We start from the raw sequence: 13638 nt of genomic DNA on the forward strand, positions 1-13638 counted from the left end.
TGACAGTTGTCAGTTGTCATCACCCAACACCGTCAACAGTTACCAGTCAACAGCCAACAGTCAACAATTCCCATTCCCAATTCCCAATGCCCCATAATAGACAATCTTGCCTGTGGAAAAACCTGTGGAAAAGTCCCCCTCCGTTTGTGGAAAACTTTACTCGATAGCCCGAAATAGTTTTTCCACAAAAATGGGCGGGCGATCGACCGCACCAGCTTTCCCACCAGTTTTCCACAGGTAATATCAATTCCGGCTGCGCCGGAATGATATCAAATCCTTGCTTCAAAAGTCGGGCGTAAAGTCGAATCCCGAGGCCAACAAATAATTCGCGCAATTTTCATTTTTTTGACCCTCCTTCTACAGTCAACAGTCAAGAGTCAACAATGATAAGGAGTGCAACCGGAATCGATATCATTGGGGTCTGCGAGTCGCAATGGCTAGTTTAACTCCTTTAACCTGTCGCACCCGATCCATAACGGCTACAGCCAAGCCAAAATCAACGCTTTCGTCAGAGTTGATCACGGCAATCAGGTCTTGACGAGTAGCAGCTAAGGCGCTCAGTTGTGCGGGCAAAGCCTCTACGGTTGTGGGCTGACGATCGAGACTGACTTGTCCTTTTGAATCAATCGTGACGGTGACTCGGTTCGTTGTCTGTGTCGGGTGGCTCGCAGTCGCTTTGGGCAAATTCACAGGCAGTCCTTCAGGGCTGCTTAAGAACAAGCTAGAGAGAATGAAAAATGTGAGCAGCGAGAACACCACATCAATCAGCGGCACAATATTAATTTGTGGAGGAATTTCAGGGTCTTTGGGTAAGTTCATATTCTTTTTGTGCAATTCGATAATGACGACGATAGAGCAGTTCTAGCTGCCCTGCATATTCTTCAATTCGGCCAACTTCGCGCTGATATAAGCCCCGGTAAATGCTGGAAAATGTCAGAGTGATAATGCCCACGAGTAATCCGGCAGAAGTGGCAATCAAGTCTTCGCTAATGCCTGCGGTCAAACCCGATTTATTTGTCGCTCCAAGGTTGCCAATATTAATCGATGCAAATGTGGTCATTAGCCCAAATACTGTGCCTTGAAGACCGAGCAATGGTGCTAGCGCAACGATCGTGTCAAAAATATGATTGAACCGCTTCAGTAGCGGAATTTCGATTTTTCCCTCGGTTTCTAGCGCTAGAATAAATTCTTCAGGTGTCGCCTCTTCAAGCTGCAACGTGCTGAGGAAAATGCGGGCGATCGGTAAGTCAACATTCTGCTTGAGCTTATCGATCACACTTACCATGTTATTGAGTTGATAGAACCGCAAAACATCATGAGCAACTTGCTTTTGTCGTCTGTAAATTTTGATCCAGAATATGGCGCGTTCGCTCGCCAGCGTTACCGATAGAATTGAACAAAGCAGCAGCGGCCACATGACAAGACCGCCTGCCAAAAATTGTTCACGTATTGCTGAAAAATTCATCCACTTCTCCTAATTGACCGCTGGTAGTACCAGCAATTTTGCTCGACAGCACTGATGATAATCTATCTCAATAAAAAATCCAATACCAAAGGCAGATGAATTTGAGTCTTCCAAAGCCATAGGAGGAAATTGGCATCATCTTGAATCAACGCCAGCCGATCTCGACCGGGTGACAAGCTGGTTGAAAGCAAGGCTGCGTCAAGGTTTTGAGTTGAGGAACCAAGCGTAAGGATCTTCGCCTGGTTACTCAAGAAAAGAGAGTGGGGATCGTAGAGAATCAGGTTCAAGGATCTCTCGGACGATATTATCAGTCAATAAGCCTGTCAATAATCAGCTATCTTTTTTGAGATTTATGGGCTTCAATGCTTTTATCATCAAGGTTCCAGAGGCATTGTCACCCCGTCAACAGCCGATCGCCCAACCAAGTGAAACTCGAACCTGTCCGCACATGGGCTGGGCGATCGCTCATAGGATCTGCGCCCTTGCTGTAACGAAGCGGTACGCTCTTAAGCACTGTAGCGTGCAGCGTAGGATCTCGCTGTACAGTCAACAGTCAACACTCAACAATGATTCCGGCGCAACCGGAATCGATATAATTCTTAGCTACAAGTCACGCCCAGCAAACAATTAACTTTTTTTTCCACAGTTTCCACAGGGCGATCGACACAAAAATAATTCAATAAATTAAAAAATTATAGCGATCCCTGCACACCCAACACAGATAATTTGCGACGCGCGCTGACTTCAGAAACCCGGTTTATACGAAGATTTCTCGTTTTTACAGACAAAATTTTGCCTAGAAACCCGGTTTCTAGCCCCATGCTTAAGCCCTACACACAGAAAAACTGACCCGCCGGCTTTCTGTGATACGATTTGTTTCTGTTTCAAATCCGGTTAATTAACCTTCCTACCATGAAATTGGTTTGCACCCAAAGTGACCTCAACGCCAACCTCTCGTTGGTAAGTCGGGCCGTTCCCTCCCGCCCGACACATCCGGTACTCGCCAACGTGCTCTTAGTAGCGGATGAGGAAAATCAGCGGGTTAGCTTGACAGCTTTCGATCTCAGTTTGGGCATTCGTACCAGCTTCGCAGCAGAAGTAACAGGCGGCGGCAGTTTTACCATACCCGCTAAATTACTCAACGATATTGTTTCGAGACTCCCAGATGGAGAGATTACTTTAGAAGACGAAGCGGGGGACACCGTAGCATATCTCACTTGCAGTTCTGGCAGCTACCAAGTTAGAGGCATGGGCCCGGAAGAATTCCCAGAATTGCCCGCCATCGAAGGCGGAACAATCCTCAAATTGCCACCGGAAGCCTTGATAGAAGGACTCAAAGGAACTTTATTTGCTACTAGCCCCGACGAGGCAAAACAGGTACTTGCAGGCGTGCATTTAAAGGTATTGCAAGATTGCCTGGAATTTGCAGCTACAGACGGCCACAGATTGGCAGTAGTTCAAACTGCAAATGAAAAAGCTGAAGGCGAAGAAACCCAAGAAGAATTTGAGGTGACAGTCCCCGCTAAAGCATTACGGGAAGTAGAAAGAATGCTGGTGATGCGGCAGTGGACTGAACCTGTCACCCTGCATTTTGAACACGGTCAAGTAGTGTTTGAGTGGGCAGACCAGCGGCTGACAACCCGCACCTTGGAAGGGCAATATCCCGCATATCGGCAGTTAATTCCGCCCTCCTTTGAGCGGCAAATTACCTTAGAAAGGCGATCGTTCTTAGCAGCAGTAGAAAGAATTGCAGTGTTTGCAGACCAAAAAAACAATATTCTCAAATGCAGCATCGACGAGGAGAATCAGGAAATTACTTTGTCTGTAGATGCTAAAGATGTCGGATGCGGCAAAGAGTCAATGCCCGCACAGATTTCGGGAGACAGCATAGATATTGCTTTCAACGTGAAATATCTGATTGATATTTTAAAAACGGCTCAATCCCCAGAAATTCAACTGCAATTAAACGGTGCTTTAGCCCCCGTAATTTTCCAGCCTTTGGGTGGAGTCAATGCTACATTCTTGGTGATGCCAGTTCAGCTAAGAGCTTAAAAAGAGTCAGTAGTCATTAGTCAACAGTCACCGATGCTGCAACCGGAATTTATCTAATTCATCTGCGTTAATCGGTGTTGATATGCCCTCATCTGCGGTTAAAAAAATATAATTTCTCAGACCGCAGATGACAAGGGATTGACCTGATTCACGCAGATAAAGAGAAGAGAGATAGGAATAATTCCGATGCTAATAGCTTTGATATGACTTATTGCTTCAAATCAATGGCAACAAAATTTCAAATTCAGTACCTGTACCGGGCGTAGAATGCAAATTTAACTTGCCTTTATGCTTTTCCGTAACAATTTGATGGGTAATTGCCAATCCCAAACCAGTACCTTTGCCTGCGGGTTTAGTAGTAAAAAACGTCTCAAAAATCCGCCGCTGAATTTCTGGCGGAATTCCGGGCCCGTTATCGGCTATTCTGATGGCTATCCAAGCGTTATTTTGATTTTTTTCGCCTGCTTCTGGGCTGAAACCGGCGTTGTGGGTGGCGCAGGATAGCTGTTTTGAATTTTGTCGATCGCCCATAACATAATTTTGAATTAATTCCGAATTAACGCAGTCTCCGTCAGAACTATCTATTACCTCAGTTTCAATAGTAATCGCAGGCATAAAATCTTTTTCTGCTTTGTCCTCTTCCAAAGCGTCGATCGCATTACTGATGATATTCATAAATACCTGGCTCAACTGACCAGAGTAACACTTGACCAAAGGCAAATCTCCATAGTTTTTAACTACTTTAAACCCGTACTTCAGACGATTTTTCATAATTAGCAGCGTACTGTCAATACATTCATGGATGTTAGCTTGTTTCAAGTGGGTTTCGTCCATGTGAGAAAAGGTGTGCAGGCTGGTGACGAGTTCGGTCAGCCTCTGTGATGAAACTTTCATACTTTTGAGAATTTCCACCCAATCTTCTTGCAAAAAATCAAATTCTATGTGTTTTTTGAGTTGGTCAATTTTTTCGTTTTCACCGACAATGTGTTCGTAAGCAGACAGCAAGTCCATAATGTCTGTCAAATAGTTGGACAAAAAGCCTAGATTTCCGCTGATGCAGGTGACGGGATTTCTAATTTCGTGGGCGACTCCAGCTACCATCTGCCCCAAACTGGCTAGTTTTTCGGTTTGAATTAGTTGAGATTGAGTTTGCTGCCTCAGCAATTTTGTTGCTAGTTCATGAATGTTGGATTGGGCTACTAACAGTTCGTGCACGTCTAGCAAACTATAAGTTTGAGGCGAAACTTGAACCACAATCGGTTCGTAAAGCAGTTCTTTCGATCGCAACAGCGACTTCCTGGCTGCATCCACGATTAAAGTATTGCTGGGAAAAATTAAACTCTCAGTTTCGGCAAAGCGGTACAAAGCCCTCACAGGTCGCTTTAAAAATAATTCTCGCCCAAAAGGACGGCTGATAAATTCTAAAAATCTCCGCCGGGAAATCATACCGGCAAATTCACCTTGATGAGTGACAATGACTCCTGGTAACAGTGGATTAGCTTCTAACATCTGAGAAATTCGCATTCCCCAATCCGTAGCTTCTACCTGAAAATCGTAAAGCGACAATTGTTGGAGAGTAGAGTCTAAACAAAGTTCTCCTAGGTCAGCCTCGGAGATGGGTTGGACGGGTCTTTCTACACAGGAGGTATTCAACATAAATTTATCAGCACGCTTTTTTGGGTTCTATTTGCCAGCAGACATTCAGCTACCAAAGGTCAACAGGTGAGTTGTTGAGTGTTTTGACCGCCATCCCCCTGGCACACTGCATTTTAAATTACACAAAAAACTGACTGTAGCAATGAAAATTTTACCACTTAAAGTATTAGGCAAGATTTAGTATCACCGAGATAAATGCGCCCTGGTAATTATACCTGACTTTATTTTATACTGACTTGAGCGGTATTAGCGCTTGGTTCAACTATTTAACTATTCATTAACCTTAAGTGATGCTCTTAACCTTTTGTTAATAAATTATTAGCCTGAGAAATATAATCGATTGATAATAGAAGAAAATCGGGATTGCCCGATCGCCAACACGATGCACTCGTCAGCAGACAAGTTAAAAGCCCAAATTGGAGCGATCGCGTCCCTGAGTTTTAGCTCGCTAAGGGCGATGGCGGGACGCCTTGCAAGCTAAGGCATTTGAGGCGATTTCATCCCATCTCCCCGATCCGGTACTCGCAACCCCCCGTAACGATCAGCCAGCGACACACCTGCCAGTGCGTCCCCTATAGGTTGGTAGTGAAAACTAAAGTCATCGCAACAAACCAATTTTTTAGCGATCGTTATATAAAACAGTTAGCCTCGCCGGCAATCTGCAAAATCTGCCTTAGCAGTTGTTCTACAATCAACCATTGTTAACCCAAAGATCCATCAAATCGGCGACGGTTTGCCTAGTCAATTATTGATTGGCTGTACGAGGCGGATATCAATAAAACTTAAGTCAAACTCAAACAAGTTTAACCATTCCAAATCATTCAAAGCATCAGCATTGATTATTAAATTAAAAGCTCTACAAATTCTAGCAAAAAAAGGCAAAAAAAATTTAACTGGATCTTAACTTAGTGCTATGCTTTGGTATGATCTACAAGGAGTTCAACCAAAGACGTATAGCTAAATAGCAATCTACCAGTAGGTGATCGATGCAACCCGGTCTAACGAATCAGTTAAACAATGCTTTTACCCTTTTTCTCAGCTTGTTAGTAGAAGCAATACCTTTTCTGCTGCTCGGAGTTTTATTTTCAGGTTTGCTGCTGGGGTTTGTAGACGAACGCAAACTCGTATCGCGCATCCCGCGAAACCCGCTGCTGGCGGCTTTGATGGGCAGTTTGATCGGCTTTTTGTTTCCCGTGTGCGAGTGCGGTAACGTGCCCGTAGCCCGCAGGTTACTGATGCAGGGAGTGCCCGCACCAGCCGCGATCGGCTTTTTGCTTGCGGCCCCCACCATCAACCCCGTGGTAATTTGGGCTACTTGGACGGCATTTCGCGATCAGCCAGAAATTGTAGTTTTGCGGGTGGTATTTTCTCTGTCTATAGCCACAATTATCGGCTGGGTGTTCAGCGCCCAAAAAGACTTGCGGCCTCTGCTGCAACCCTCTGTAGCCCGCGCGATTCCCCTGCCAAAACCAGAGTTTTCCGAAAAAGAACTCGTCCAAGCTAACACTCCGCTGCTGTTGCAGTCGGGAACATTTATGCTCGGTCAGCCGGGGGGGGTGGTGCCGATCGAATCTTTGCTACAAGACGACTGGAAGCCATTAAAAACAGGCAAAACAGAAAAAACATCGAAACGTTCCTCAATGTTTCACCGCGTTTCTAAAGAGCGTCTGCGCCTGCTTTTAGATACTATGGTACAGGAGTTGCGCGAATTGGGAGGAGTGTTGGTAATCGGAAGTGCGATCGCAGCCATCATTCAAGTTGGCGCCCCCCGCGAACTAATTCTCAACCTCGGCCAAGGCCCCGTTTCCTCGATTATAGCCATGCTGCTATTAGCGGCAGTCGTATCGATTTGTTCTACAGTAGATGCCTTTTTTGCCCTATCTTTTGCCTCCACATTTACCAGCGGTTCGCTGTTAGCATTTCTCGTTTTCGGCCCGATGATTGACCTCAAAGGTATCGGTTTAATGCTGTCAATTTTTAAAGGTAGAGCCGTAGTTTACTTAATTGTCTTGGCAGCTCAGTTAACCTTTTTAATGACCCTCGCTGTTAACTTGCATTTAGGTTAATAAGTTCGCTAAAACTGACAACTAATACCATTTTTGATTTGCGATTTTCTTCAATTACCTTGCTCCCCGACACGGAAGTCACGAATATACAGATAGGTGTTTTTTCTTTGCCATCTTCCCTATTCCTTCTTCCTTCCCAATCACTCTTAAAAAATGAATTTAAAAAAAATTAGCCCCTTGCTGGACGCCCTAGCTATCTTAGGCTGGGGAATATTGCTCCTCAAATATTGGATCACCGGCCAATTAAGCATTCTCATTCACCCCAATTACTTTGGCTTGACTCTAGCAGGAGGAATCGCCTTATTGGTTATTGGCGGTTTAAAAACTTGGGAACTCTTAAAACTCGATCGCACCACAAAGCAATCGCGGACATCAACAGCAAATAACTCTCTCAGAATCACAGAAGTTGAACACGTTACTTTGTTTCCCCCCAGTATCGGCAGCACCTTAATGTTGGGGGTCGCATTAATAGGTTTACTAACAACGCCACGCACATTTACCAGCCAGACAGCATTAGAACGAGGCCTCACCGAATCCCTGCCCATCACCAGACTGCAACCCCAAGAATTTCGCAATACTACAAAACCCGAACAGCGATCGCTCGTCGAATGGGTGCGGCTGTTAAATTTCAACCCCGAACCGGATACATACAGAGGTCAAAAAGTCAAAGTTCAAGGATTTGTAATTCACCCCCCCAACATAGCAGAACAATATATGTGGATCGGGCGTTTTATCATTACTTGCTGCGCGGCAGACGCCTATCCGATAGGGTTACCAGTAAAATTACCTATCGGTCAAAGTCGCGCCACCTTTGCGCCAGACATTTGGCTAGAAATAGAAGGAGAAACGATCGTAGAAGAACTGCAAGGCAAGCGCAAATTAATCATTCAAGCATCCTCCCTCAAACCAATTCCCCAGCCCAAAAACCCGTATGATTATTGATGTGGAGTAAGTATGAGATTAAATTGTACTTTTATTGCAAGATGGACACTCCAGGCCCTTCCTCCGTATACAAATTAAGATACTGTACAGTCAGCTATAAAAGTGGCAACACCATCCTCTAGGAGTTGCCAAAAACAAATTCAGCAACTACACTCGTCATTAAGTAAATAAATTCTGAGTATATGTCATCAGGAAAAAAATTAGCTATCAAAGGTGCAGCCTGGACGATCGTCAGCTATGGAAGCAGTCAAATTATCCGATTTGGCAGCAACTTAATTTTGACGCGCCTGCTTTTGCCAGAACTATTTGGTCTGGTAGGTCTAGCCTACGTTTTCATCATAGGGATCAACTTATTTTCAGACATAGGTCTAGGCCCAAGCATCATCCAGAATAAGCGCGGGGAAGATCCTCTATTTCTCAACACCGCGTGGACAATGCAAGTCATTCGCAGCTTTTTCGTTTGGATTTGTTTGATTATAATTACCCAGCCTGTTGCGAGTTTTTATGGAGAGCCCCGTCTCCTGTGGTTGATTCCACTAATAGGTATAAATTCTTTAATAGGAGGCTTTAAATCCACTGCCACAGCCAGCCTAGAACGCCAAATGGCAGTGAAGGAAGTAGTAATTTTTGAGTTGGGTCAACAGATTGTTTCTACAACAGTGATGATTGTCTGGGCCTGGTTCGATCCCAGCATCTGGGCGATCGTTGCAGGCGGCTTTACTGGAGCTTTAATAGAGGTAGTATGGAGCCATTTTTTGATTCCCGGCAAGTCAAACCGCTTTGCTTGGGATAAAGAAGCAGCTAAAGAAATATTTTCTTATGGCAAATGGATATTTTTGTCTACGGCTTTGTTTTTCTTGTGTTCTCAAGCCGATAGACTCATCCTTGGGAAAATCTTTACTTTAACAATGTTGGGTATTTATGGCATAGCTTTTACTCTCGGCGATATGCCGCGCCAAATAATTATCGCCATTAGCAGCAGGGTGATTTTTCCCTCGATTTCTATGCTGGCAGAGTTACCCCGGGAGGAGTTGCGTGCGAAGATACTTAAGAACCGCAAGCTAATTCTAATACCATTAGCCGTAGGTTTAGCAATTTTTGTGAGCTTCGGAGATCAGTTAATTTTAATACTTTATCCGAAAGAGTATGTGGCGGCATCTTGGATGATGCCAATCTTGGCTTTAGGTATCTGGCACACCACCCTGCACAATATGATGGGTTCTTGTCTGCTAGCCGTAGGAAAGTCTCAGTACCAAGCTATGGGCAATCTGCTGACTTTTGTGAATCTATGTATAAGTATACCGCTGGCATACCACTTAAAAGGTAATTTAGGTGCCGTGATTGCTATAGCTCTCGGCGACCTTCCTACCTATGCAGTAATTAGCTACGGTTTGTGGAAAGAAGGACTAACTTGTTTTTTGCAGGATATTCAATTAACAGGGCTGTTTGTAGGGGTGCTGCTCATTATAATTTGGGGTAGAGTGGCTTTTGGTTTGGAGCTGCCGATAGATAAAATATCACCGATGGATTTAATCCCAATTAATCAACTGTTTCAGTAAACAAAAAGGAGTATCCGCTCAATAATCCGGGGTAAATCGCTCAACGATTCACCTCAAATGACGCAAAATCGTTTTTGAGTGGGTAGTCCGCCCCGAATTAGTGAGCGGATACAAAAAGGAGATTGTATGTTATGCTATCGTAAAATATAATCAGCAAAGTAGGGCTATTTATTTTTTTACAAATAGGGCTATTGCGAGAAATATCTCGCGTTGCCACGAGGCCTACTAAAATGATATTTTACCATAAAAGAAGTCGCATCATAAATTTATTCAAAGAAAACGAACAGCCGGAAAAAAAACGCCAAAAAGTTTGCTGGGCTGTAGCAGACATTACATCAGTTAAATAATCTAAAAATACAGAAAAATCCACAGCAGAAATAGAGAGACTCAGGTACACAATTAAGGTAAACGCATCTTAACTGGAACCCAAAATATGCTACAGTTAAATCGGACTAATTTTCTATGTAGTTTGTGGTAGCTTATTGGTGCTAGCAATGGCAAGAGGTTTTAGTAAAACTTTAACTTCGCAACAAAAACAAATAGATTCATTGCCTAAGCGTGAATATTGTAACTGCCAGTTTTTTAGAAAATTTTGTCACCTTGAACGACTTAAAAATAGAAAAAAGTAAAGAAGATTTGCTCCAATATATTATCGCGAGTAGGATTCTAGCTATCATCAGCGGTGCAGACGGATGGGTGACAATAGAAGCCTATGGTAACGCCAAATATGAATGGTTAAAAAGCTTTCTAAAATTAGCGAATAGTATACCATCTCATGACAGGTTTAGTCGAGTATTTTCTCGAATTGAACCGCCAATATTCCGGAGAGTTTTTATATGGCCCAAGGGCTTATGTTCGGTTGACTTCGCAGCCCCTGTGGATCATTAAATCAATGTCAGCTCCACCCGTGACTTACATTTAATTCGACTTCTTTATGCTCCTGGCCCCGCGTAAGCTTGTAGTCTCGTTCCAAAAACTGTCCGGAGTATTGAAAAATCTAAAATCTAAAACAGTCCTGGACGCAACTGGCACAATGGTAGTGCGATCGACGGTCGTCAATACCTCTCTCGATCGAGCAATTTTAAGCCATTATGCACTGTACAAGCTAAAATTTAAAATCTAAAATCAGTATACTTCGTTGCAGCCCTTTCGCCTGGTAAAAAAAAACGGGTTTCTGGGGGCCTGGAGTGCATCTAGGACTGTAAAATTTAAGAGGGAAAATTTGGTAGTTAATTTTCAGCAGAAATAGGAGAGAAAGATTTGTGAGTATTTTTAACAAAAAAATTAATCCTTCACCCTTCGCTATTCTGCCATTCAAACAGCCGATCGACCGCACGGCCATCTTCCTCATGCTAGTGCTGAGCGTCTTAATCGGACTGCTGCTGCTGAGCGGCGATCGCACAGCACCCAGAGTGCGAGAATTTACCTGGGAAAACAAACAAATCGGCGCTGAAGATACCGGCTTTATCCTCACCTTCTTTCGGCCGATGAACCAGTCCACCGTCGAGGAAAACTTAAAGCTAGAACCCCCCCTCCCCGGTAAATTTAGTTGGGCTGGAAGACGCATGGCTTACACCCTCAAAGATCCAGCACCCTACGGCGTTACCTACACAGTCAAACTCGCCGGAGCAACCGACAAGTATTTCGGAGAAAACAACCAAAAAAAAGGAACGCCAATGCAACCGTTTAGCAGTTCCTTTCGCAGCCGCGATCGAGCTTTTGCTTACATCGGTGTCCAAGGCGAAACTGAAAGCAGATTAATGCTAGTCAATCTCACCAGCAGCGACTCGAAACCGATACCGCTGACTCCCAAAGATTTAGTCGTTACCGATTTTAAACCGTATCCTGACAGCGATCGCATTTTATTCTCCGCCACAGATCGATCGATCGCCCGTACTCGCGGCACTCTAAATCAAGAACTATTCACAGTCACCACTGGCCTCAACCCCCAATCGGGCTCAGGAACTAAACAAAAATACCCAGCCGGTAGAATCGACAAAATCTTAGACTCCAAAGATTACCAAAACCTCAAATTCGACCTCTCAGCCGACGGAAAAATCATAGTTGTCCAGCGCGTCAACCGCAGCAATCCCGGCGATTTCAGTCCTTGGATTGTGGAAGAAAAAGTGCCGCCCCGACCGTTGGAAAATGAACAAGGCGGAGATTTTATGATTCGCCCCGATAGCAAATCGATGGTAATATCTCAAAAACAAGGATTAGCGATCGTCCCCCTCAAACCGGAAGCAGACCCAGTAGAATTTTTGCCAAAATACGAACAAGTATTGGGTATGGCCCGCGACAACTCCGCCGCCGCCTATGTTAAATACAACAGCGACTTTACTCGATCGCTTTTCATCTTAGATAACCAAGGTGTAGAACAAGAAATATTGCGTATTCCCGGCAGCATTATGGCCGTTTATTTCGACCCCCGCAAAAACCAAGACAACCAAGTTCAGCGTCTTTACTGTTTGTTAGCCCAACGCCTCAAAACAGAAAGCTACAAAGAACAGCCTTTCATCGCCACCATCGACCTCAAAAAAGAGGGTACTCGTTTGGTAGGAACCATCAAACCGCTGCTGATTTTGCCCAACCAATTAGATACCCAAATCAGTTTATCTCCCGACGGGCTGGCATTAATTTTCGACCAATCAGTCACAGCAGCAACTCCCTCAGTAGCAGACAGTCCCCGCAACGATAGTGGACAGTCGATCGCCACCAGCCGCCTCTGGCTGCTACCCTTAGTAGAAATATCGGCAGACGGTTCTCCCGCAAAACTACAGCCAGAAGAACTTCCCTTTGCCGGCTATCACCCCCGGTGGCTCCCCTAAATCGATTTTAGATTTTAGATTTTAGATTGACCGATATTGGTAAATATCAATAGGTTAAGGTGCGCCCATAAACACTAAGCGTTGAAATATGCGCGGTGCACAGCCTACTTTTACTAAATTGATTTGAAATTTGAAATTTGAGATTTTTGATTTGAAATTGAGTTGATACTAAGCCATACTGGTAAATATTACAAACTTTTGAAACGAACTCAGCAGCCTGCAATTTCACATCTCAAACCTCAAACCTAAAATCTAAAATTCTCATGACTCCCGAAGAAATTAGCAATACCCTTAAAGACTTATTTGGTGACAGTGTTGAGATGCCTGCTGCCACTTCTTGGCAAGTAGAAACGCCCAATTTTCGCCTGTTAGTCCTCCTTTCTGAAGACGGGAGTTGGCTGCGGATTTTGCTGCCGATCGCCGATGCCCAGGAAGCTCAACCATTTCTTGATAAACTGCTAGAAGCTAACTTTGACACCACCCTTGAAACTCGCTACGCCTTACATCAAAACGTTTTGTGGGGAGTATTTCAGCACAGTTGTGCCACACTCGCGGCCGCAGATTTCTCGGCCGCCGTCGCCCGAGTGCTGGCTTTGCAAGAGCGAGGTTTGTCCGACTTTTTCGGCGGTTTAATAGAAAGCCGCATCCGTCAAATCATCAAAGCTGCCAAGATGCAGGGACAGTCTGTGGAAACTACCCTTCAGACTTTAGACCGTTTCTACGCAGAGGGATTGATGGGTGAAATGGAACTAGGGCGAGAGTCTCGCGAAAACACTCTCGCGGCTTGGCGGTATCAGCTAGAACGCCTTTGGCCGGAGGTGGAACCCTAAGACGATTGGAGATTGCAGATTGCAAAAAACTTATGACTATCTAGGTTCGGAAGTTGCCTAAAGTTGCATTTCTTTTGACTGGTATAGGAACTCCGGCTGACGGTTAGGATGTTCTTAATTCCACAAACCCTTGCGGAACATTGCTTCTTCCTTCTCTCCTAGATAACTAAAGCCTTCCATCCGTTACATTCGGTTACATCCGAAGAAAGCGAATCGGTTGCCGAACTTTCTTTGGCCTGG

At 44.5% G+C, this 13638-nt stretch carries 13 protein-coding genes; 8 read left to right on the top strand and 5 right to left on the bottom strand.

Annotated elements, in window-relative coordinates:
* Window positions 1-46: 46 nt before the first annotated feature.
* The 4 genes from QUA25_RS00415 to QUA25_RS00430 form a co-directional block, all read right to left on the bottom strand.
* The gene (locus QUA25_RS00415; RefSeq protein ID WP_333034708.1) at window positions 47-334 is read right to left on the bottom strand and encodes a hypothetical protein; all 288 of its coding nucleotides are present in this window, start codon (window positions 332-334) and stop codon (window positions 47-49) included.
* A 77-nt stretch (window positions 335-411) separates the two neighbouring features.
* Window positions 412-819 carry a biopolymer transporter ExbD gene (locus QUA25_RS00420; RefSeq protein WP_333034710.1) on the bottom strand — a complete coding sequence of 136 codons (408 nt, stop codon included), beginning with the start codon at window positions 817-819 and terminating at the stop codon, window positions 412-414.
* A complete protein-coding gene (locus tag QUA25_RS00425) occupies window positions 797-1465 on the bottom strand; it encodes a MotA/TolQ/ExbB proton channel family protein (protein WP_333034711.1) in 669 nt (222 codons plus the stop codon). Before QUA25_RS00425 ends, QUA25_RS00420 begins: the two co-directional genes overlap by 23 nt.
* A gap of 394 nt (window positions 1466-1859) precedes the next feature.
* Window positions 1860-2015, bottom strand: coding sequence for a hypothetical protein (locus QUA25_RS00430; RefSeq protein WP_333034713.1), 156 nt, complete (start codon window positions 2013-2015; stop codon window positions 1860-1862).
* Window positions 2016-2377: 362 nt separating this feature from the next.
* On the opposite strand from QUA25_RS00430, the gene dnaN reads away from it, so the two are divergent.
* Window positions 2378-3517: a DNA polymerase III subunit beta gene (gene dnaN, locus QUA25_RS00435; RefSeq protein ID WP_333034715.1), complete on the top strand. Its 1140-nt coding sequence runs from the start codon at window positions 2378-2380 to the stop codon at window positions 3515-3517.
* Between the two features lie 216 nt (window positions 3518-3733).
* Here the strand turns inward: dnaN and QUA25_RS00440 are convergent, their stop codons facing one another.
* Window positions 3734-5173: an ATP-binding protein gene (locus tag QUA25_RS00440; protein ID WP_333034716.1), complete on the bottom strand. Its 1440-nt coding sequence runs from the start codon at window positions 5171-5173 to the stop codon at window positions 3734-3736.
* Window positions 5174-5513: 340 nt separating this feature from the next.
* On the opposite strand from QUA25_RS00440, the gene QUA25_RS00445 reads away from it, so the two are divergent.
* The 7 genes from QUA25_RS00445 (at window position 5514) to QUA25_RS00475 (ending at window position 13398) form a co-directional block, all read left to right on the top strand.
* Window positions 5514-5654, top strand: a complete 141-nt coding sequence (locus tag QUA25_RS00445; protein WP_333034717.1) for a hypothetical protein — start codon at window positions 5514-5516, stop codon at window positions 5652-5654.
* 505 nt (window positions 5655-6159) lie between these two features.
* Window positions 6160-7239, top strand: coding sequence for a permease (locus tag QUA25_RS00450; RefSeq protein WP_333034718.1), 1080 nt, complete (start codon window positions 6160-6162; stop codon window positions 7237-7239).
* Window positions 7240-7392: 153 nt separating this feature from the next.
* Complete coding sequence (locus QUA25_RS00455) at window positions 7393-8181, top strand: TIGR03943 family putative permease subunit (RefSeq protein WP_333034719.1); 789 nt, start codon at window positions 7393-7395, stop codon at window positions 8179-8181.
* Between the two features lie 182 nt (window positions 8182-8363).
* Window positions 8364-9740, top strand: a complete 1377-nt coding sequence (locus QUA25_RS00460) for an oligosaccharide flippase family protein (RefSeq protein WP_333034722.1) — start codon at window positions 8364-8366, stop codon at window positions 9738-9740.
* Window positions 9741-10298: 558 nt separating this feature from the next.
* A complete protein-coding gene (locus QUA25_RS00465; RefSeq protein WP_333034724.1) occupies window positions 10299-10628 on the top strand; it encodes a transposase family protein in 330 nt (109 codons plus the stop codon).
* A gap of 374 nt (window positions 10629-11002) precedes the next feature.
* The gene (locus QUA25_RS00470; protein WP_333034725.1) at window positions 11003-12568 is read left to right on the top strand and encodes a hypothetical protein; all 1566 of its coding nucleotides are present in this window, start codon (window positions 11003-11005) and stop codon (window positions 12566-12568) included.
* Window positions 12569-12831: 263 nt separating this feature from the next.
* Complete coding sequence (locus QUA25_RS00475; protein WP_333034726.1) at window positions 12832-13398, top strand: hypothetical protein; 567 nt, start codon at window positions 12832-12834, stop codon at window positions 13396-13398.
* The last annotated feature ends 240 nt before the right edge of the window (window positions 13399-13638 follow it).

Origin of the sequence: Microcoleus sp. Pol17C6 (assembly GCF_036701145.1) — a bacterium.
Lineage (GTDB): Bacteria > Cyanobacteriota > Cyanobacteriia > Cyanobacteriales > Microcoleaceae > Microcoleus.

Bases quoted from the DNA above. Each gene is read 5' to 3' on its own strand.
- QUA25_RS00420 (WP_333034710.1), bottom strand. From the start codon at position 819: ATGAACTTACCCAAAGACCCTGAAATTCCTCCACAAATTAATATTGTG.
- QUA25_RS00425 (WP_333034711.1), bottom strand. From the start codon at position 1,465: ATGAATTTTTCAGCAATACGTGAACAATTTTTGGCAGGCGGTCTTGTC.
- dnaN (WP_333034715.1), top strand. From the start codon at position 2,378: ATGAAATTGGTTTGCACCCAAAGTGACCTCAACGCCAACCTCTCGTTG.
- QUA25_RS00440 (WP_333034716.1), bottom strand. From the start codon at position 5,173: ATGTTGAATACCTCCTGTGTAGAAAGACCCGTCCAACCCATCTCCGAG.
- QUA25_RS00450 (WP_333034718.1), top strand. From the start codon at position 6,160: ATGCAACCCGGTCTAACGAATCAGTTAAACAATGCTTTTACCCTTTTT.
- QUA25_RS00455 (WP_333034719.1), top strand. From the start codon at position 7,393: ATGAATTTAAAAAAAATTAGCCCCTTGCTGGACGCCCTAGCTATCTTA.
- QUA25_RS00460 (WP_333034722.1), top strand. From the start codon at position 8,364: ATGTCATCAGGAAAAAAATTAGCTATCAAAGGTGCAGCCTGGACGATC.
- QUA25_RS00475 (WP_333034726.1), top strand. From the start codon at position 12,832: ATGACTCCCGAAGAAATTAGCAATACCCTTAAAGACTTATTTGGTGAC.